Source organism: Photobacterium aphoticum (assembly GCF_001029435.1).
Lineage (GTDB): Bacteria > Pseudomonadota > Gammaproteobacteria > Enterobacterales > Vibrionaceae > Photobacterium > Photobacterium aphoticum.
Window position 1 is genome coordinate 1 of the sequence record NZ_LDOV01000051.1, and the last position, 19,375, is coordinate 19,375.

The following is a 19,375-nucleotide window of genomic DNA, read 5'->3' on the forward strand; positions in this document are numbered from 1 at the left end:
CCGCTCTTCTCCCCCCGCTCTTCTCCCCCCGCTCTTCCTCGTCCCTTCAGACTCGGGACTCGACCCTATTATCAAAACAACGACAACTGCTGTGCTTTGGTACCTAACTCCAGCCCCACACTGATCCCGATCAGGCGGATCTCTCTGTCTTTCTGACGGGTTAACGCTTCTTTAAGTAAACCGACAAACTGCTCTTTATCCAGTTTCGGCTGGGTATGCTCCACAGTGGTTTGCTGAAAATCCGCAAACTTCACTTTGACCCCTTGCTTGGCAATGTTCAGCTCGGGGCGTACCCGTTTCAGGCGTTTCTCCAATTCCGGATACAGGCGATCGATCACCTCCCAGCATTGCTCAAAGGTGGCAATATTGTGAGAAAAGGTACGCTCTACCCCGACTGATTTGCGCTCACGCTCCACCACCACTTCGCGCTCATCAATGCCGTGTGCCCGTGACCACAGTGACTGGCCGAACTTGCCGAACTGCTGTAACAGCAAATGCTGATCGTACTGCTGCACATCGCGCCCAACATAGAGGCCTTTTTCATGCAGCTTTTGAATCGTTACCTTACCCACCCCGGGGATCTTTTCCAATTTCAGATCCGCTACAAAAGCCGGGATGTCATTGGGCGTGACCACAAACTGGCCGTCAGGTTTATTCATATCAGAGGCGATTTTGGCAATGAATTTCACCGGTGCGATACCGGCCGAGGCGGTCAGATCCAACTCTTCGCGGATCACCTTACGAATATCCTGCGCAATTAACGTGGCTGAGCCGTGGTGTAATTCGCACTCGGAGACATCGAGGTAGGCTTCATCGAGCGACAATGGTTCGATTTTATCGGTGTAGCGCTGGAAGATTTCGCGAATTTGGCCGGAGACTTCTTTGTAGACCTCCATACGACCGGACACCAACGTCAGGTGCGGACAGAGTTGCATGGCTTTGGCGGTCGACATGGCCGAACGCACGCCGTATTTGCGCGCTAAATAGTTACAGGTGCTGATCACCCCGCGCTGTTCAGAGCGCCCACCGATGGCAATCGGAATGTCACGCAATGCCGGGTTATCGCGCATTTCAACAGCCGCAAAGAAGCAATCCATATCTACATGGATGATCTTTCTCTGTTTTTCTGCTTGAGCGCTAGGACGCGAAGACAGCATGCCGAACTCACCTGATAACTGGTCGTTTATACAGTGGTATTATAGGCAAAGTGACAGACAAATAAAGGGGGAATAGGCGTGAACCAACGAGACGGAGACAGGGAAGGAAAGACGCAAGAAACGACAAATAACACGAAGCCCGGACGCGCCGGGCTTCATGATTGGTGACACTCTGCACCTTGCGGTGACGTGTCTGGCGGTCAGACAAACCGATCAGATAATCTGGTTTTTCTTCCACTCTTCCTGACGGGCAGCTCGTGCTTCACGCTTTTTACGTGCATCACAAGGTTCAGGGCAATCACACTCTTTGGCAATACCGATACCGTCAAGGCCGCCACAGCTGCCGCTTACTGTTTTACGCTGGAAGATGTAACCCACGGCCATCGCCGCAATCACCAGCAAGAACACCGCAAAGGTTGTTAGATAAATCACCATTCGAGTATCTCTACTTCTGTTTCATGTAAGGGACAAAGGCATCTGACGGATACTCTTTGAAGCCCTGCTCAGTTTTCACAATCAGCAACACAGCCAATTTTTCTTTATTCGCCAGCGCAATTGCCTTCTCTTCGCCCATCACAGAGAACGCGGTTGCCAGTGCATCTGCGGTCATACAAGAAGGGTTCAGTACCGTGACCGATACTACATGGTTTGCAATCGGCTTACCGGTCTTTGGATTGATCAGGTGTGAGTAGCGCACGCCGTCTTGCTCAAAGTAGTTACGGTAATCCCCCGATGTTGCCACAGCCATATTGCCCGGTTCAATCACTTCTTGAATCGCACGGCTGCCATCTTCGGTTGGCTTTTCAATCGCGATGCGCCATGGCACACCTTCAACATTCTTGCCTTTCAAACGGATTTCGCCGCCGACTTCGACCAGGTAGTCAGCCACGCCCAATTGTTCGAAGTAATCCGCAACCACATCCACACCAAAACCTTTAGCGATGGATGACAAATCTACATACAAGTCCGGAATGTCTTTGATCAGGTTGTTGCCCTGCACACTCAGGTGCTCAATGCCGACTTCTTTACGGCGCTCAGCCAGCTCAACATCAGTCGGGGTACGCTCTGGGCGCGCTTCCGGGCCAAAGCTCCAAAGGTTCACAATCGGACCGACAGTCACATCTAAGGCACCGTCTGTCATTTTTGACAAACGCAGCGCTTCTTTCACCACTTTCGCCGTATCGGCTGAAACCGGGAACGGCTCGCTGCTGCGGTGCTGGTTAAATTGGCTGAGCTCGGAATGCTTACGGTACGTCGACATCTGATCATTGACCAGCTCCAGACGACGGTCGATTTCGGCCTGCAATTCATCGGCAGACGGTAAGCCTTCCTGCTTAATCAACTTAATTGAATAGTACGTGCCCATAGTGGCACCGTTAAGGTGGATCAACTCACGCTGATCGCTACATGCAGACAAGGTGACTGCTAACACGAGCATCATCAGTGCTCGGCTCAAGAACGTCTTCATCCAACAACTCTCCAAATGAAAGACTAGATTGTTTCTGCCACCCTCTGACAACAGAACAGTAAATCGCTTTTATCTCTATTATTACGAAAAAAGGCTGGCCCTATACAGAGCCAGCCAATTTTTTATGGGTCAGGGCTGATTAGCCACCGAAGTCATCCAGTAGGATGTTTTCGTCTTCAACACCAAGATCTTTCAGCATGCCGATAACGGCTGCGTTCATCATTGGTGGACCACACATGTAGTATTCACAATCTTCTGGTGCTTCGTGATCACGTAGGTAGTTCTCGTAAATCACGTTGTGGATGAAGCCTGTGTAACCATCCCAGTTATCTTCTGGTAGTGGATCAGACAGAGCAACGTGCCACTCGAAGTTGTCATTCTCAGCCGCTAGCGTATCGAAATCTTCTACGTAGAACATTTCACGCTTAGAACGCGCACCGTACCAGTAAGTCATCTTACGCTTAGATTTCAGGCGTAGAAGCTGGTCGAAGATGTGAGAACGCATTGGTGCCATACCCGCACCACCACCGATGAATACCATTTCGTTATCAGTGTCTTTCGCGAAGAACTCACCGAATGGACCAGAAATAGTACACTTGTCACCTGCCTTCAGAGACCAGATGTACGAAGACATGATGCCTGGTGGTACGTCTGGGTTGTTTGGCGGCGGTGTCGCGATACGCACGTTCAGTTTGATCAGGCCTTTCTCTTCTGGGTATGACGCCATAGAGTAAGCACGGATCGCATGCTCTTTCACGATAGACTCGTAACGGAACAGGTTAAACTTGTCCCAGTCACCACGGTATTCTTCAGGAATATCGAAGTCTGCGTATTTAATGTGATGCGGTTCCGCTTCAATCTGAATGTAACCACCCGCACGGAACGGTACTTCTTCACCCTCAGGGATCTGAAGCACAAGCTCTTTGATGAAGGTTGCTTCGTTGTTGTTAGAAAGAACAGTACATTCCCACTTCTTCACACCGAAGATTTCTTCAGGTAGCTCGATGTCCATGTCAGTTTTCACGTTAACCTGACAGGCTAGACGCTCACCTTCACGGGCTTCACCTTTTGTGATGTGGTCAAGTTCTGTTGGCAGAATATCACCGCCGCCAGATTTTACTTTCACGCGGCACTGACCACATGAACCACCACCACCACATGCTGATGATACGAAGATACCACTACCTGCTAGTACACCTAGCAGCTTGCCACCCGCAGCGGTTGTAATCGCTTTTTCTGGGTCGCCATTTACTGAGATAGTGATGTCGCCTGATGGTACCAGCTTAGATTTAGCGAATAGGATCACTAAAACTAGAGCCAGGATAATCAGGGTGAACATAACTACACCAAGAATAATATCCATTGATTATTCCTTTTTTCCTGATTACAGCTGAACGCCGGAGAAGGACATGAAGCCCAACGCCATAAGGCCAACAGTGATGAATGTAATACCTAGGCCACGAAGACCTGGAGGTACGTCTGAGTACTTCATCTTCTCACGGATACCCGCAAGAGCAACGATGGCCAACGTCCAACCAATACCTGAACCGATACCGTAAACGACAGATTCAGCAAAGTTATAATCACGCTGTACCATGAAAGATACACCACCGAAGATCGCACAGTTAACGGTGATCAACGGTAGGAAGATACCTAGCGCGTTATATAGTGGTGGGAAGAAGCGGTCCAGAACCATTTCCAGGATCTGTACCAGTGCTGCAATCACACCGATGAACGTAATGAAGTTCAGGAAGCTTAGGTCAACACCCGGTACAATCGCGCCGTCTTTCAACAGCAAGTTGTAGATCAGGTTGTTAGCCGGTACCGCAATCGCCAGTACCACTGTTACCGCTACACCCAGACCGAAAGAAGTTTTTACTTTTTTCGATACCGCTAGGAATGTACACATACCTAGGAAGAACGACAGTGCCAAGTTCTCGATGAAGATCGAACGAACTAGAAGGCTTAGATAATGTTCCATGGTCCCCTTACTCCTTCGCTTCTACTTGTTCTGGACGGATGGTACGGATAACCCAGATCATGAAGCCGATCAGGAAGAACGCTGATGGTGCTAGGATCATCATGCCGTTTGGCTGGTACCAACCACCGTTAGACACTAGAGGCAGCACTTCGATACCGAATAGCTTGCCAGAACCTAGTAGTTCACGGAAGAAAGCAACAGTGATCAGTACGAAACCGTAGCCTAGACCGTTACCGATACCATCAAGGAACGATGGTAGTGGCGCAGATTTCATCGCGTATGCTTCTGCACGGCCCATTACGATACAGTTAGTGATGATCAGACCTACGAATACTGATAGCTGCTTAGAGATATCGTATAGGTAAGCTTTTAGCACCTGGTCAACCACGATTACCAATGATGCGATGATCGCCATCTGAACGATGATACGTACGCTGTTTGGAATGTGGTTACGGATCAGAGAAACAAACAAGTTCGCAAATGCGGTTACAAACATTACCGCCAGTGTCATTACGAAAGCTGTTTCCAATTTAGTGGTTACTGCCAGAGCAGAACACACACCAAGGATCTGAAGCGCGATCGGGTTGTTGTCGATAAACGGCCCGAACAGAATCTTCTTCATTTCTTTAGTATCAGCCATTGTTTAGTTCTCCTGCACGCACTTTAGCTAGGAATGGACCAAAGCCCATATCACCCAACCAGAAGTCGAAGCTGTGCTGAACACCATTCGCTGTCAATGTTGCGCCAGATAGGCCGTCAACACCGTGGATGTCACCCTCTGGAGCGCCACCTTTAACAATGCGAATTGCTGGTTTGTTGTTGTCATCAAACATCTTCTTACCAACGAACTGAGCACGCCATGTTGGGTTCTCAATCTCACCACCCAATCCAGGGGTTTCACCCTGCTGGTAGTAAGTAATACCCGCTAGGGTGTTACCGTCAGTTTCTACCGCGATGAATGCGTACATCATTGACCACAGACCACCACCGTGAATCGGTAGGATCAGCTTCTCAACTTTGTTGTCTGCATCTTTCACTAGGTAAACAGTTGCGATGTCAGCACGACGAATGATCTTCGCTTTGTCTTGCTCGCCTGTTAGGCGGATAGACTGTGCAGGATCTTTCGCAGCGTTACGCTGGTTGTACTGAGCAGGGGTTGCACCTGTTTCAGATTCAGCCACGAACTCGCCAGTTTTCAGATCAACCAGTTTTGGTTCGATGAACTTCTGGTAAGTTTCAGTTACGTTAGTGCCGTCTTTTAGAAGGCCTGCAACTGACAGGATGTTACGCTGAACGTCTAGTACCGCATTTTCTTGCTGTAGAGGACGTAGCGCAACCGCTGCTGCTGATACCACGATCGAGCACACTAGGCTCAGTGCGATAACAACAATCAGCGTCTTTTTAATGCTATCGTTATTACTTGCCATGACGAGCTAGTCTCCGCTTGATATTGCCCTGGACTACAAGGTTGTCAAATAGAGGTGCGAATAGGTTAGCAAATAGGATTGCTAGCATCATACCTTCTGGGTACGCAGGGTTAACTACACGTACCATCACAGCCATTGCACCGATTAGTGCGCCGTACCACCACTTACCTTTGTTGGTAAATGAAGCAGACACTGGGTCGGTTGCCATGAACATCATACCGAATGCAAAACCACCTAGAACCAGGTGCCAGTGCCAAGGCATGCTGAACATTGGGTTAGTATCAGAACCAATGATGTTGAACAGCGTAGACGTTGCGATCATACCGATCATGGTACCCGCAATGATGCGCCATGAAGCGATACGCATGAACACGATCATCGCACCACCAAGGATGATGGCTAGCGTTGATACTTCACCGATAGAACCAGGGATACGGCCGATGAATGCATCCATCCAGCTTACTGGTGTACCAGAGATAGTGTTCACTACTGCTGCCTGACCACCGTGTGCCCACTGGCTTAGTGCTGTTGCACCAGAGAAGCCATCTGCCGCCGTCCATACTAGATCACCAGAGATCTGAGCTGGGTATGCGAAGAATAGGAACGCACGACCTGCAAGTGCAGGGTTCAGGAAGTTACGGCCTGTACCACCGAAAATTTCTTTTGCGACAACCACACCGAAGGTAATACCTAGGGCTGCCTGCCAAAGTGGTAGTGTTGGCGGTACGATCAGTGCGAAAAGGATAGAAGTAACAAAGAAACCTTCGTTAACTTCGTGCTTACGCACCATACAGAATAGGACTTCCCAGAAACCACCTACTGCGAATACAACCGCATAGATAGGCAAGAAGTAGGTTGCACCCAGTAGCATTTTGCTACCCCAGCCAGCGTCAGCTGACATAGTGCCGCCCAACATTTGGGTTAGCCAGTAGTGCCAGTCGCCTGCAATAATTGCAGTCAGCTGCTCACCAGAGTAAAGGTGGTTCAGTGCTTCAATAGCCTGATGACCGGTATTGTACATACCCCAGAACATTGCTGGGAATACCGCAAACCATACCATGATCATGATACGTTTCAGGTCAATGCTGTCACGTACATGCGAGCCCGCACGTGTTACTTGGCCTGGGGTATACATAAGAGTAGCGAACGCTTCATACAGCGCAAACCACTTCTCGTGCTTACCACCTGGCTCAAAGTGGTGCTCAACTTGCTCGAGTAAATTCTTGAGACCCATGAATTACCCTTCCTTCTCAATTGTGTCCAGGCACTGACGTAGCATTGGACCAAATTCATACTTACCAGGACATACGAACGTACATAGTGCTAGATCTTCTTCATCAAGCTCTAGAGCACCTAGTTGCGCTGCGCTGTCGTTGTCACCTGCACACAGGTCACGAAGCAGCAGTGTCGGTTCGATATCCAGTGGCATAACGCGCTCGTAGTTGCCGATTGGCACCATCGCACGCTCAGAACCATTGGTGGTCGTTGTCATGTTGAACAACTGGCCTGGGAAGAACTGACTCAAGAATGAACGAGTAACAGAGAACTTGTTTTTACCTGGTACGATCCAGCCTAGGAACTCTTTCTCACGACCTTCACGTAGCGCAGATACCTGTAGGTGGTAACGGCCAAGGTACGCGTGAGGACCCGCCGCATGTACACCATTTAGCACAGAGCCAGATAGGACACGCAGTTCGCCAGGCATTAGCTCAGAATCAGTCAGCTCTTCAAGAGAAGCACCGATTTGAGTACGTACTAGACGAGGGTTGTTCACGATAGGACCCGCTAGAGATACCACGCGGTCTGTGTATAGCTCACCGGTTAGGAAAAGCTGACCGAATGCGATCACGTCCTGATAGTTGATGTGCCATGCCACGTTCTGAAGGCTTGCGCCGTACAGTGTGTGGATGTGCGTACCAACTAGACCTGCAGGGTGAGGACCATTGAAAACATGCTCTTCAATGTTCGCTTCTTTCGCACGAGGAAGGCTAGCACCAGATTTACATACCATCACTTTGCCGCTGGTTAGGCGAGAAAGCACAGTCAGGCCAGCAACAAACGCATCGCTTTGTTCGTTGATAACCACTTCTGGGTTAGCTGCTAGTGGGTTAGTGTCGATCGCAGTAACGAAGATCGCCTGAGTTTCAGCATCGATAGCAGGTACCTTGCTGAACGGACGCGTACGAAGCGCAGTCCACATACCAGACTCAACCAACTGCTCAACAATCGCAGCACGCTCAAGAGAGGCTAGCTGGCTTGCTTCGTAGCGGTTAAACGTTACTTGCTCGTCGCCTTCTACTTCAATCACAACGGATTGTAGAACACGCTTCGCACCACGGTTGATTTCTGCAACCTTGCCGCTGGCTGGAGCAGTGAATTTCACGCCTGGGTTCTTCTTATCTTCAAAAAGAACCTGACCTTTCTTCACTACGTCCCCTACGCGGGTATGCATTGTAGGACGCATACCAACATATTCTTCGCCAAGCAAGGCGACACGTGTGATGGACTTACCATCATTTATCGCCTGGGTAGGAGCCCCTGAAATTGGGATATCCAGACCCTTCTTTATTGTAATCATACGCACTTGCACTACATTAACGGGAAAAAAAATTTTCTATTGCGCAATTAGACACGACTTTCCTTCGTCCGAAGCCGGTTTTTGTCCTATACCAGCACCGCAACATCCTATTCACTTACTCGTCACACTTTTTGTGCGGAGCAATTTTGAGGCCGGAATTTTAGCATTAAATGACTGGTTTTTACCATGCCAAACCACGCGAATCCGACCGAAAATCGGCTAACTCTTTAAACACAATAGGTTTATATGGCTATTATTTTGAACTAACGCACAAAAGTGAAAAACCCTTACTTTTAGCATGCTTTTTTCAGATGCGTTAGAAAATTAATAAAAACACAACAAAACGAAAACACTTACAACAATTATGAAATCTGACCAATATGTATTTGTTTAAATTTTGTCTCGATGTTAATTCTTTTTTACATTTACTGCGCTGTTAACGGCTCTGTGACATCACGGTATGCGCGATGATCGCGCAAAAACTGCCGATATGACGCATAGATGCGCGCCATGCTGGCATCTTGCGCACTTTGTTGTTCAAGCCACGCCCACGAGGCGAGCTCTAATTCGGCCAACAACGCAGGCGGAAACGCTTTAACAAACACGTCATGCTCGTTATTCAACACCTGCAACGCAAGAATATTTTCATGGGTGTAAGTTTCTAGCATTTTTTTGTGAACCACGTCAGCGGCCACCACGATTATCTCTCTTAAATCAGCAGGTAAGGCTTCATAGGCTGACTGATTAATTAAAAACTCCATGGTCGCGCTCGGTTCCTGCCACCCTGGGTAATAATAGTACGTTGCCGCATTTTGGAGACCAAATGCGAGATCATTGTACGGACCTATCCATTCGGCGGCATCAATCGCCCCGGTTTTCAGGGCAGTAAAGAGCTCGCCACCGGGCAAATTCACCGGCACCCCACCCACTTCCTGAAACACATGTGAGGCAAAACCGGACATCCGCATTTTCATGCCTCGAAAATCATCTAACGACTGGATGTCTTTTTGAAACCATCCTCCCGCCTGTGCGCCCGTATTCCCACCCGGCAACGGGATCACGCCATAAGGGGCATACAAATCTTGCCATAAAGCCAGCCCATTGCCCTGCGATAACCAGGTATCCATCTCATAGGCATTCATCCCAAATGGCACGGCCGTAAAAAACGGCGCCGCAGGGATCATATTTTGCCAGTAATACGCCGCCGAGTGCCCCATTTGCACCCGCCCTTTAGAGACCGCATCAAACACATCAAAGCTCGGCAGTAACTCCCCGGCACCATGTACATGGATCACCAACCGCCCCTGACTGAGTTCATTCACCTGCTGGGCGAACGCTTCGGCGGTGTGCCCGACCCCGGGAAATCCTTTTGGCCATGAGGTCGCTAATTGCCACTCAATCGGCGCTGGCGAGGCAACCTCATCGGCATTCTGCTCGGAACATCCCAGCATCAGCAAAAACAGGCACAACAGTGCCCCTAAGCGGTAATGGTTTTTCATCATCGCACTATTCACATTTCTGTCTGCCATCGTTATCAAACTGACCCATTCCTTGGATCACTGACTCGCCAGTGTACAAAATTCAGTCAGGTAAAATTGTTGTTAATCTCAAAGTTCAGATCAAAAAAACCGCCCTGACGGCGGTTTTTTCTCATGATGGGATCTGTAAAGTTTTAGCCTAAATGAAAGCCGCCTTTACAATTTGGCGAGGCCGGCGCACTTTCTTGCTGCGCTTGCCACTCTTGCGGTGTATAGGTGTGAATCGCTAAAGCGTGAATGTCATTGGCCAGTTCATGGGCCAAGGCGCTATTCACCGCACGGTGGCGTGCCAGTAGACGCTGACCTTCAAAGGCTGGCGTGACAACCACCACTTTAAAATGGCTCTCAGAACCTTCCGGCACATTGTGCATGTAACTTTCGTTGATCACCGCCAGATGCTGAGGTGCAAAAGCCTGCTGTAGTTTCTCTTCGATACGTTGCTGAATCATGGCTTACCGTCTCCGAAGGCTGCCGTTGGGTTCGTCCCGCCTGTGCGGTCAGCCTCTGTTTATAAATATAGGTTTGCAGTACAGGCAGGTTTTGCGAAAATACCCAATAACTCGTAAACATACCGCAAAGAATCCTTTAATGAAACCAGAGCTAACCCTGCACGGGCGCACGCTGACACTACAGCGCTACCCGGTTAGGCAAAATGAAACCCTGCAAGCATGGGATGCGGCAGATGAATACCTCATCAACACCCTGGAAGCCTCAACCCAGCCGTTGGATCCGGCGCGTCCGATCGTGATCCTGAACGACAGCTTCGGGGCACTCAGCTGTTGGTTCGCCCCACACGGTAACGTCACCTGTGTGACCGACTCGTTCATTGCCAAACAAGCCACACTGGCTAACTTGCAAGATAACCAGTTGCCAGCGGTGAACGTGATTGATGCACTGGCAGATCTGCCAGCCAATCCACAATTAGTACTGATCAAACTGCCAAAAAACAACCGCCTGCTGACCTGGCAATTACACCAGTTGTGTCAGGCGCTACCGGCTGACTGTACCGTGATTGCGGCAGCAAAGGCGAAGGACATCCATACCTCGACCCTGAAGCTGTTTGAAAAGCACTTGGGTGAAACGAAAACATCACTGGCCGTTAAAAAAGCCCGTTTGATTTTCTGCCAGCCAAACCCGGCACTGGCCAAACCGCTGCCACAACCGTTGCAGTGGACTGTACCAGAGCATGGGATCAGCCTGCTTAACCATGCCAATGTGTTCTCAGGCGAGAGCCTGGATATTGGTGCGCGTTTGTTGCTGGAGCACATTCCGGTTCGCACCGATCTGCACGACATCGTTGACTTAGGGTGTGGTAACGGCGTGATTGGGATTAAAGCGGCCAAGCTGAACCCGCAAGCCAATGTGCTGTGTGTGGATGAAAGCTTTATGGCGGTGGCATCTTGCCTGCACAATGCCCAAGCCAACTTGGACAATCCGGCACAACTGCGCGCCGTTGCCAATAACTGTTTGGATGACATGCCTGCGCACAGCGCCGATTTGGTGCTGTGTAACCCACCGTTCCACCAGCAAAATACCATTACTGATCATATTGCCTGGCAGATGTTCTGTGATGCGAAACAAACCCTGCGTCCGAAAGGACAATTGGTGGTGATTGGTAACCGCCATTTGGGTTACGGAGACAAGCTCAAACGCCTGTTTGGTAACGTCACCGTGATTGCACAAAATAATAAATTTGTCATTTATCAATCAGATAAATAACGTTATAACGACTTTCAGGCCGCTTTCCACACGGCGGCCCTCTTTTTTCTTAAGGATAACAACACATGAAGAAGCTTCTGCTTGCCGCCTCTGTTTTTGCGCTAACGGCATGTTCAACACCGTCAGAGCCGCAACTGACCCTGACGCCACAGCCTGTGATTGCCGCCCAACCGCTTGTGCAAGGTAAAGCACTGGCACTGGATAGCCGTGATCTGCGCACCGCACAATTTATCGCGGTAGTAGACAGCGGCCGTGAAAACGTTCAGCCTCTGCACAGCACGCAAAACCTACGCATTACGCTTGAGCAAGCGCTGTCTCGTCAGTTGGCTTCTCAAGGCTACACCATTACCGCAGACAGCCAAGGCACCTTGCGTCTGGACGTTCTGGAAGCCATGGTTAACGTGAAACACAGCGTAATGAGCCATGATCTGAGCAGCAAACTGCAGCTTCAGTTGGTGGTAGAAACCCCAACCGGTAAATTCATCAAGCGTTACTCCGGTAAATCTGAGCGTACGGGTGCAATGAGCGCGTCTGTGGAAGACATGGAATTGGCAATGAACAACCTGATCAACGCAGTATTGAAAGATATCTATGCGGATCAGGAGTTGAATAAATACATGCAGGAGAACCTATAATGCCACGTTTTATCGTCGCGTTACTGCTTTGCTTGGCGTTACCCGTCAGCGCAGCGACCCAAGTACAATTTACCACTAACCTGGGTGATTTCGTGATCCAACTGGATGAAGCGAAAGCCCCTACAACCAGTGAAAACTTCCTGAAGTACGTGAAAGATGGCAGCTATGTCGGCACCATTTTCCACCGTGTGATCCCGGGTTTCATGGCACAAGGCGGTGGCTTTGATAAAGACATGAAGCAGCGTCCATCTTACGCGCCAATCAAAAACGAATCAGCGAACGGTCTGCCAAATGATCGTGCAACGGTCGCGATGGCACGTACCCAAGATCCGCATTCGGCGACACGCCAGTTCTACATTAACTATGAAAACAACAGCTTCCTGAATGCGCGCGGCAGCCAGCCTGGCTACGCTGTGTTCGGTAAAGTGGTAAAAGGCTTCTCTGTGATTCAAAAAATGGCGGAGATCCCAACCACACGCGCTATGGGTATGAAAGATGTTCCACAACAGCCTATAGTTATTGAAGCGGTGAAGATTATTAAATAGTAGGCATAGATAAGGTCACCGGCACCTCATCTATGAGCAGGTGACCTTTATGCTTGAACTTGTTGTCTCTAACAGCGAGCCGCCCGCCCACCACATTCGTCAGCACATTGATGATCACGCCCCTGAACTGGCGCTTTGCGTACTCGGCGTGACCAACGGCCATGTGCCCTACACCGCCCTGAAAACCACCGTTACCGAACACCTGTATGCATGGTGGCGGTTATCTGTGCCTGCCGGCCCGGCGCAAGACAGTTACGAAGCCACTTACTGGTATCTGGTACATTTGCTGGAATCCTTAGAAGAGCACCAACTACTTGGCAATCACTTCCTGCAATTTAAGGCCAATAATGCGGCCCAATTTTTATTAGGGCTTGGTGAGCGACCGGAAAAAGCCCAAGGGATCCGCCCGTAACCCCTCGCAGCTGTTCAGGTTTTCCCTCTTCAGCCAATGCCTCTCTTTGTCGTGTCTTCTCTTGGTCTTCTCTTGGCCCTCTCTTTCATCTCAGAGATCGGGCATACCTAATTTTTCCAGATATTTGTCTTCACCCTCATCGCCGACAGGCACTTTTACTGTCTTTTTGCGACAAAAATCGGTAGCGTGCATAGAAAACGATAAGGGGAAACACCCGCTTATCACAGGCTCATCACCCAACCTGACCTTTGGATAACAGAACCACGGGTGACTTGGGTATAATGGCACCCCACTTCACACGCTACATCACCTGAGGGATACATGGCGCATTCTATCGATAACGCACAAGGCTGGCGGGTCTATCTGGAGAAAAAAGTCCTGATCATGCTCGCATTGGGCTTCTCTTCCGGTCTTCCACTGTTACTGGTGTTTGGCACCCTCTCTTTCTGGCTCCGTGAAGCCGGTGTCAGCCGTACTGACATTGGCTTTTTCAGTTGGGTTGCCTTGGCTTATGGCTTCAAATGGATGTGGTCACCGCTAATCGACCGCTTTCCGATCCCCGTACTCTCTTCGCTGCTGGGCCGCCGCCGGGGCTGGATGGTGTTCTCGCAACTGTTGATCATCGGATCTTTGATTGGCATGGCAGTGAGTAACCCACAAGTCGATTTAGTCCAATTGGCGATCTTTGCCCTGATTGTGGCGTTCTCCTCCGCCTCGCAAGATATAGTGATTGATGCCTACCGTATTGAATTAGCCTCTGAACGCCTGCAAGCCGCACTGGCGGCAGCCTACATGACCGGTTACCGCTTAGCGATGATCATGGCCGGCGCAGGGGCACTGGCTTTTGCCGCCTGGTTTGGTTCAAACAGCGAATATGATCCGAACGGCTGGAAATACGCCTATTTCATCATGGCAAGCTTGATGCTGATTGGCCTCATTACCGCGCTGTGCATTCATGAACCGACCATCGACAGCACCGAGATCGATCAGATTGAAAACGACTACAAACAGCGCCTGCTGGACAAAGGCTACTCGCCACAAATGGCACGCTTTGCCGCTTGGGCCTATACCGCAGCGGTAATGCCGTTTTTGGACTTTTTCTCGCGTTACGGCAAACATGCCCTGCTCATTTTGGCGCTGATCAGCTGCTACCGAATTTCCGATGTAGTGATGGGTGTGATGGCCAATGCCTTCTATGTCGACATGGGCTTTAGCAAAACCGAAGTCGCGTCGGTATCCAAAGTGTATGGCGTGATCATGACCCTGCTCGGCGCAGGCTTAGGCGGCATATTGGTCAGCAAATACAACACCATGCGCATTCTGGCCTTGGGGGCAATTCTGGCCGCCTGTACGAACCTGGCGTTCATGCTGTTCAGTTACATTGGCAATAGCCTGCCAATGCTGACGTTAGTGATCTCGCTGGATAACCTCAGTGCCGGTATCGCAACAGCGGCCTTCATCACCTTCATGTCGAGCTTAACCAACGTGGCATTCTCGGCCACTCAGTATGCGCTGTTCAGTTCGATCATGCTGCTGTTCCCGAAATTCATTGCCGGTTTCTCTGGCTTGTATGTGGACATGTTCGGCTACAACATTTTCTTCCTCAGCACCGCCCTGATCGGTCTGCCGGTACTCGCGTTGATTTACATCCTGAACCAACGTCACGGTGCCATCAACGGGGACCCAAACGGGAATCCGAACGGCGACCCGGACCACTCTTCAAAAACCACCAGCAAACCGTAACAAGTTTCCCTTCTCTGTGTTTTTCGCCGTAATAGGCGAAAAACACATTTTTTATTCCCTATCCTGTTGATGATTCATACTACAAATCAATTTTCAAGCGCAATCACATCCCTAAAAAGTATATCCACCTTCAGGGGTTAATGCGTGTGTTCACAGTTTGTTTAGAAATTCAACGAAAAACCGCATAAAAAATACGCTTAAGATCACTTTAATGATGAAATGTAATCGATTACACGAGATCAAGATCACATCTCGCAAAGGATTGCGCAAACGTTACATTCCCAAGCGTGACAGAAACCAATAGAATCGCCGCCAACAGAACACGGGCAACCAAAAAGCTCGGTCATAAAACACAATTAGCGAGAGTTCCCCCATGCGTAAATCACTAGTAGCACTAAGCGTACTTGCAGCGGCAGCAGCCCTTCCAGCACAAGCTGAATACCTATACGGTTTCGGTAACGTAAGCGTTAACTACCTAGACTGGTCTAAAGGTACTGAACAGCGTTCAGGCGGCGGTAAGGATGATTTCGTTTACCTAGAGCTTGAAGGTGGCGCAGGCTTTACTTGGGGTGAATTGTACGGTTTCATCGACCTAGAAAACGTACAGGATGGCGACAACCAAACAGCGACAACCACTAAAGGTTCTATCGCTTACAAACTAGGCCTGGGTGAACTACGTGCATACGCACAGAGCTACTCAACGCAAGCTAAAGGCTTCCAGGCAAACAACAACGTGCTTGGTCTGTCTTACAACTTCTCTGGCGACGGCTGGTTCTTCAACCCTTGGGTTGGTGCACACCACACCACAACTAACGATTTCAACGGCATGAACGGCGGTATGGCTGGTTGGGTTGCAGGTTACAACTTCAACGCATTTGGTCAGAGCTTCATGCTGTCTAACTGGCACGAAACTGAATTCGCTCGTCACAACGACTACGTAACAGTGATTAACGACAAAGGCGTTGACACTAACGGCGAAACTGACGACCTATCTGCAAACGGTGCTATCGCACTATGGTGGAACGTTACTGACGCAGTAACAACCGGTGTTCAGTACCGTTACGCCTACAACAAACTAGGCGGTGCAGGTAACTCTAACGCAGTTATCTACACTGTGAAGTACAACTTCTAAGTTGCACTTCTCCACAAAAAAAGCACCTTCGGGTGCTTTTTTTGTCATGATATTTATCACTTTTTTCTGCCTGCTTTGCCTTGCTCTCAAAAATAAGATGAAAATTATTTCCGAGACGACGACGCTTACCCTTTCTATTTCCTCAGCATTTTCATTTAACGTCTTGCTCCCAGAAGCAATACTTTGCCCCATCGCTAAGACAATCCACCAATCATAAACCTGTCCACTACATTTATTACTAGCTAAACAGCAATCAAAAAGGTGGTGTCACGCCTTTTACTTCACCGCTTCTACTCCGATGTACGCTTCCCCCATCGCGTATACCGACTGCACGCATACTTATTACAGCAGCAAAATCGGATCGAGAAGAAAAAGCAATGGCAAATGGTTAGCGAGACAACATAATGAAAACACTGAAGACCTTAACGTTCTGCTCCGCCTTGGCCTATTCAGGTGCCAGTTTCGCCGTCGACTACTCCGACGATATCCATAAAAATGATTACAAATGGCTACAGTTCAATTTGATGTACGCCCTGGAAGAGCTGCCACGCTCGCCGGATGCACCGTCAGGGCACGACTATCTTGAAATGGAGTTTGGTGGTCGTTCGGGGATCTTCGACCTGTACGGGTATGTCGATATCTTTGACTTAACCGATCACGATGCCAGTGATAAAAACGATCGGGCCAAAATTTTCATGAAATTTGCCCCGCGTGTATCGCTCGATGCCCTGACCAAAAAAGATCTCTCTATCGGGCCTATCCAAGAATGGTATATCGCCACCTTGTTCAACTGGGATGGTGGCTACAACAAAAACAGTGACTTCCCGCCAGTGAATAACTCCTTCTGGGGGATTGGTTCGGATGTGCAAGTGCCGTGGTTCGGAAAAGTCGGGGTCAATCTGTATGGCTTGTACGACATCAACAACAAAGACTGGAATGGCCTGCAGTTATCTACCAACTGGTTTAAACCCTTCTATAACTTCTCTAACGGCAGCTTCATTGCTTACCAAGGTTACATCGATTACCAGTTTGCTGCTGACGGCACCTTCAAAGGCAACACGCAAGCACACAATGGTGGCGTGATGTTCAACGGCTTTTACTGGCACTCTGATCGCTACTCATTAGGATATGGCTTTAAGCTGTATCACGATGTCTACCTCATTCGCGATACCAATGACTTTGAGTCCACCGGGATCAGCCATTACTTCTCGGCAACGTACAAGTTCTAACGCGCGGATTCCGACACAACAGCTCCTATAACCGCACGCTAAGGGTCAGCCCCTCAGCGTGCGTGTTCACGAACACGCTCATGAATATGTTCATGCTATGATGCTGCCTTCTCTCTCTTGATCAGCAAGGAAGCATTGCGCGTGAAAATCACCATCGTTGGCGCAGGCGCCATTGGCCTATTGTGGGGCTCGCATCTGTCTCAACACCATAGTGTCCATTTCTGGACCCGAGATAACACCTCATCGCTTAACATCACCGTTCAACCGCTGCCGTCTCAACCCGACACGCCACCGTCAGCGCCTTGCACCTTCGACTTTGTCGCCAATCAATCCGCATGGGTTGAACAGGCCGACTGCGTGTTAGTTACGGTCAAAGCGTTTCAGGTGCTCGAAGCCTTACAGGCCGTGCAGCCGTATTTAGCCGCCCACACACCGGTGGTCATCATGCACAACGGCATGGGGACTCATGAAGCGGTCAGCGCCTTATTGCCCCACCAGCCATTGCTGTACGCCACTACCGCGCAAGCCGCGCTTCGCCCAGATCGCCATCAGTTACACCATACCGGCCTCGGACAAACCTGGCTGGGCGCACTGAACGCAGAAGGCGCCGCTTACTCACCGTTGGCCTCGGTGTTTGATCGGGCACTGGCCCCATGTCAGTGGCATGACGATATCTTTCAGCCGCTGTGGCAAAAGCTGGCCATTAACTGCGCCATCAACCCTCTGACGGCCATTCACCAATGCCGTAATGGTGAATTGGCACACCCCGATTTTGACGCGACCTTGTCGCAGATCTGTGAAGAAGTGGCCGCCGTCATGAATGCAGAGGGCTACCCAACCAACGCGACACAATTGCGCACGCAAGTCGATACCGTCATTCAGACGACCGCACAGAATTTTTCTTCGATGCATCAGGATGTTTCCCACCACCGCACGACAGAAATCGACTATATTACCGGATATCTCATTGCCCGCGCGCAGGCACACCAGTTAACAGTGCCAACCAATGCGCAGCTATGGCAGCAGGTCAAACAATTGGAGCAACACACCCATGACGCATGACATCTCCCCATCTTCCACCATCAAAGTGGCGGTCTGTATCGCCCCGGGCACAGAAGAGATGGAAGCCATCAACACTATCGATATCCTGCTGCGTGCCGGTTTTGATGTCACCATTGCCAGCGTGGCCTCTGACGGCGCCCTGATCATGGAAGGATCACGCGGTATCAAACTGGTCGCGGACGTTCCTTTGGTCAACGTCGCCGATGAGCCGTTTGATTGCGTAGTACTGCCAGGTGGCTTGGCCGGTTCGGAATGTTTCCGTGACAGTCCACTGTTGGTGGAGTTTGTGAATCAGCATAAATACGACGGCAAACTGGTGGCAGCGATTTGTGCCGCGCCAGCGGTGGTACTGGAACATCACCAGATGTACCCGCAAGCCATCATGACCGCACACCCAGCGTTCCACGATCATATCCCCGCAGAGCGCCTGCGCACCAAGCGTGTGGTTTACGATGTGAATGGTAACCTGCTGACCAGCCAAGGACCAGGTACCTCACAAGAGTTCGCCTTAGCGATCATCATTCAACTGGCGGGTAAAGCCAAAGCGGCCGAAGTGGCAGAGCCAATGGTAGTGTGGCCGAACATGCATTCGGTGATGAAGGAAGAGCAGAAGTAAAAGCGAGTTTACGAGGGACGCGTGTCGAGTCTCACTGCGTTTCGAGTAAAGGCAAAAAGCAGAGTTGGGTTCTGTGGTTCTGTGGTTCTGTGGTTCTGTGGTTCTGTGGTTCTGTGGTTCTGTGGTTCTGTGG

20 protein-coding genes are annotated in these 19,375 nt (G+C 49.9%); 9 read left to right on the top strand and 11 right to left on the bottom strand.

What is annotated here, in order from left to right; all coding sequences use genetic code 11:
* Positions 1-71: 71 nt before the first annotated feature.
* The 11 genes from dinB to bolA form a co-directional block, all read right to left on the bottom strand.
* Entirely contained in the window at positions 72-1,157 is a 1,086-nt protein-coding gene (gene dinB, locus ABT58_RS21985) for a DNA polymerase IV (RefSeq protein WP_082211214.1), read from the bottom strand.
* A 213-nt stretch (positions 1,158-1,370) separates the two neighbouring features.
* Complete coding sequence (gene nqrM, locus ABT58_RS21990) at positions 1,371-1,592, bottom strand: (Na+)-NQR maturation NqrM (protein ID WP_047876587.1); 222 nt, start codon at positions 1,590-1,592, stop codon at positions 1,371-1,373.
* 10 nt (positions 1,593-1,602) lie between these two features.
* The gene (locus tag ABT58_RS21995; RefSeq protein WP_373300197.1) at positions 1,603-2,598 is read right to left on the bottom strand and encodes an FAD:protein FMN transferase; all 996 of its coding nucleotides are present in this window, start codon (positions 2,596-2,598) and stop codon (positions 1,603-1,605) included.
* Between the two features lie 166 nt (positions 2,599-2,764).
* Positions 2,765-3,988: an NADH:ubiquinone reductase (Na(+)-transporting) subunit F gene (gene nqrF / locus ABT58_RS22000; RefSeq protein WP_047876589.1), complete on the bottom strand. Its 1,224-nt coding sequence runs from the start codon at positions 3,986-3,988 to the stop codon at positions 2,765-2,767.
* 21 nt (positions 3,989-4,009) lie between these two features.
* Positions 4,010-4,606 (bottom strand): NADH:ubiquinone reductase (Na(+)-transporting) subunit E, encoded by a 597-nt coding sequence (gene nqrE, locus ABT58_RS22005; RefSeq protein ID WP_047876590.1) that lies wholly within the window; start codon positions 4,604-4,606, stop codon positions 4,010-4,012.
* Between the two features lie 7 nt (positions 4,607-4,613).
* The gene (locus ABT58_RS22010; protein WP_047876591.1) at positions 4,614-5,246 is read right to left on the bottom strand and encodes an NADH:ubiquinone reductase (Na(+)-transporting) subunit D; all 633 of its coding nucleotides are present in this window, start codon (positions 5,244-5,246) and stop codon (positions 4,614-4,616) included.
* Positions 5,239-6,033 carry a Na(+)-translocating NADH-quinone reductase subunit C gene (locus tag ABT58_RS22015; RefSeq protein ID WP_047876592.1) on the bottom strand — a complete coding sequence of 265 codons (795 nt, stop codon included), beginning with the start codon at positions 6,031-6,033 and terminating at the stop codon, positions 5,239-5,241. Before ABT58_RS22015 ends, ABT58_RS22010 begins: the two co-directional genes overlap by 8 nt.
* Positions 6,023-7,267: an NADH:ubiquinone reductase (Na(+)-transporting) subunit B gene (locus ABT58_RS22020; protein ID WP_047876593.1), complete on the bottom strand. Its 1,245-nt coding sequence runs from the start codon at positions 7,265-7,267 to the stop codon at positions 6,023-6,025. The genes ABT58_RS22015 and ABT58_RS22020 overlap by 11 nt, the downstream gene beginning before the upstream one ends.
* A gap of 3 nt (positions 7,268-7,270) precedes the next feature.
* Entirely contained in the window at positions 7,271-8,611 is a 1,341-nt protein-coding gene (locus ABT58_RS22025; protein ID WP_047876594.1) for a Na(+)-translocating NADH-quinone reductase subunit A, read from the bottom strand.
* Between the two features lie 425 nt (positions 8,612-9,036).
* Positions 9,037-10,140, bottom strand: a complete 1,104-nt coding sequence (locus tag ABT58_RS22030; RefSeq protein ID WP_047876595.1) for a TRAP transporter substrate-binding protein — start codon at positions 10,138-10,140, stop codon at positions 9,037-9,039.
* Between the two features lie 143 nt (positions 10,141-10,283).
* The gene (gene bolA, locus ABT58_RS22035; protein WP_047876596.1) at positions 10,284-10,598 is read right to left on the bottom strand and encodes a transcriptional regulator BolA; all 315 of its coding nucleotides are present in this window, start codon (positions 10,596-10,598) and stop codon (positions 10,284-10,286) included.
* 139 nt (positions 10,599-10,737) lie between these two features.
* Here bolA and ABT58_RS22040 point away from each other — a divergent pair, with 139 nt between their 5' ends.
* The 9 genes from ABT58_RS22040 to yajL all read left to right on the top strand — a co-directional run bounded on the left by ABT58_RS22040 (position 10,738) and on the right by yajL (position 19,242).
* Complete coding sequence (locus ABT58_RS22040; protein WP_047876597.1) at positions 10,738-11,868, top strand: methyltransferase; 1,131 nt, start codon at positions 10,738-10,740, stop codon at positions 11,866-11,868.
* A gap of 65 nt (positions 11,869-11,933) precedes the next feature.
* Positions 11,934-12,503 carry a YajG family lipoprotein gene (locus ABT58_RS22045; RefSeq protein ID WP_047876598.1) on the top strand — a complete coding sequence of 190 codons (570 nt, stop codon included), beginning with the start codon at positions 11,934-11,936 and terminating at the stop codon, positions 12,501-12,503.
* A complete protein-coding gene (locus ABT58_RS22050; RefSeq protein ID WP_053063171.1) occupies positions 12,503-13,048 on the top strand; it encodes a peptidylprolyl isomerase in 546 nt (181 codons plus the stop codon). Before ABT58_RS22045 ends, ABT58_RS22050 begins: the two co-directional genes overlap by 1 nt.
* Before the next feature lie 49 nt (positions 13,049-13,097).
* Positions 13,098-13,460 (top strand): hypothetical protein, encoded by a 363-nt coding sequence (locus tag ABT58_RS22055; RefSeq protein ID WP_047876599.1) that lies wholly within the window; start codon positions 13,098-13,100, stop codon positions 13,458-13,460.
* Positions 13,461-13,781: 321 nt separating this feature from the next.
* Positions 13,782-15,203, top strand: coding sequence for an AmpG family muropeptide MFS transporter (locus ABT58_RS22060; RefSeq protein ID WP_047876600.1), 1,422 nt, complete (start codon positions 13,782-13,784; stop codon positions 15,201-15,203).
* Between the two features lie 373 nt (positions 15,204-15,576).
* A complete protein-coding gene (locus tag ABT58_RS22065) occupies positions 15,577-16,335 on the top strand; it encodes an outer membrane protein OmpK (protein ID WP_047876601.1) in 759 nt (252 codons plus the stop codon).
* A 404-nt stretch (positions 16,336-16,739) separates the two neighbouring features.
* The gene (locus ABT58_RS22070; protein WP_189595460.1) at positions 16,740-17,564 is read left to right on the top strand and encodes a nucleoside-specific channel-forming Tsx family protein; all 825 of its coding nucleotides are present in this window, start codon (positions 16,740-16,742) and stop codon (positions 17,562-17,564) included.
* A gap of 141 nt (positions 17,565-17,705) precedes the next feature.
* Positions 17,706-18,626: a 2-dehydropantoate 2-reductase gene (panE, locus tag ABT58_RS22075; RefSeq protein WP_047876603.1), complete on the top strand. Its 921-nt coding sequence runs from the start codon at positions 17,706-17,708 to the stop codon at positions 18,624-18,626.
* The gene (gene yajL / locus ABT58_RS22080) at positions 18,616-19,242 is read left to right on the top strand and encodes a protein deglycase YajL (RefSeq protein ID WP_047876604.1); all 627 of its coding nucleotides are present in this window, start codon (positions 18,616-18,618) and stop codon (positions 19,240-19,242) included. The genes panE and yajL overlap by 11 nt, the downstream gene beginning before the upstream one ends.
* Positions 19,243-19,375 lie beyond the last annotated feature (133 nt).

Bases quoted from the DNA above. Each gene is read 5' to 3' on its own strand.
- dinB (WP_082211214.1), bottom strand. From the start codon at position 1,157: ATGCTGTCTTCGCGTCCTAGCGCTCAAGCAGAAAAACAGAGAAAGATC.
- nqrM (WP_047876587.1), bottom strand. From the start codon at position 1,592: ATGGTGATTTATCTAACAACCTTTGCGGTGTTCTTGCTGGTGATTGCG.
- ABT58_RS21995 (WP_373300197.1), bottom strand. From the start codon at position 2,598: ATGATGCTCGTGTTAGCAGTCACCTTGTCTGCATGTAGCGATCAGCGT.
- nqrF (WP_047876589.1), bottom strand. From the start codon at position 3,988: ATGGATATTATTCTTGGTGTAGTTATGTTCACCCTGATTATCCTGGCT.
- nqrE (WP_047876590.1), bottom strand. From the start codon at position 4,606: ATGGAACATTATCTAAGCCTTCTAGTTCGTTCGATCTTCATCGAGAAC.
- ABT58_RS22010 (WP_047876591.1), bottom strand. From the start codon at position 5,246: ATGGCTGATACTAAAGAAATGAAGAAGATTCTGTTCGGGCCGTTTATC.
- ABT58_RS22015 (WP_047876592.1), bottom strand. From the start codon at position 6,033: ATGGCAAGTAATAACGATAGCATTAAAAAGACGCTGATTGTTGTTATC.
- ABT58_RS22020 (WP_047876593.1), bottom strand. From the start codon at position 7,267: ATGGGTCTCAAGAATTTACTCGAGCAAGTTGAGCACCACTTTGAGCCA.
- ABT58_RS22025 (WP_047876594.1), bottom strand. From the start codon at position 8,611: ATGATTACAATAAAGAAGGGTCTGGATATCCCAATTTCAGGGGCTCCT.
- ABT58_RS22030 (WP_047876595.1), bottom strand. From the start codon at position 10,140: ATGGCAGACAGAAATGTGAATAGTGCGATGATGAAAAACCATTACCGC.
- bolA (WP_047876596.1), bottom strand. From the start codon at position 10,598: ATGATTCAGCAACGTATCGAAGAGAAACTACAGCAGGCTTTTGCACCT.
- ABT58_RS22040 (WP_047876597.1), top strand. From the start codon at position 10,738: ATGAAACCAGAGCTAACCCTGCACGGGCGCACGCTGACACTACAGCGC.
- ABT58_RS22045 (WP_047876598.1), top strand. From the start codon at position 11,934: ATGAAGAAGCTTCTGCTTGCCGCCTCTGTTTTTGCGCTAACGGCATGT.
- ABT58_RS22050 (WP_053063171.1), top strand. From the start codon at position 12,503: ATGCCACGTTTTATCGTCGCGTTACTGCTTTGCTTGGCGTTACCCGTC.
- ABT58_RS22055 (WP_047876599.1), top strand. From the start codon at position 13,098: ATGCTTGAACTTGTTGTCTCTAACAGCGAGCCGCCCGCCCACCACATT.
- ABT58_RS22060 (WP_047876600.1), top strand. From the start codon at position 13,782: ATGGCGCATTCTATCGATAACGCACAAGGCTGGCGGGTCTATCTGGAG.
- ABT58_RS22065 (WP_047876601.1), top strand. From the start codon at position 15,577: ATGCGTAAATCACTAGTAGCACTAAGCGTACTTGCAGCGGCAGCAGCC.
- ABT58_RS22070 (WP_189595460.1), top strand. From the start codon at position 16,740: ATGAAAACACTGAAGACCTTAACGTTCTGCTCCGCCTTGGCCTATTCA.
- yajL (WP_047876604.1), top strand. From the start codon at position 18,616: ATGACGCATGACATCTCCCCATCTTCCACCATCAAAGTGGCGGTCTGT.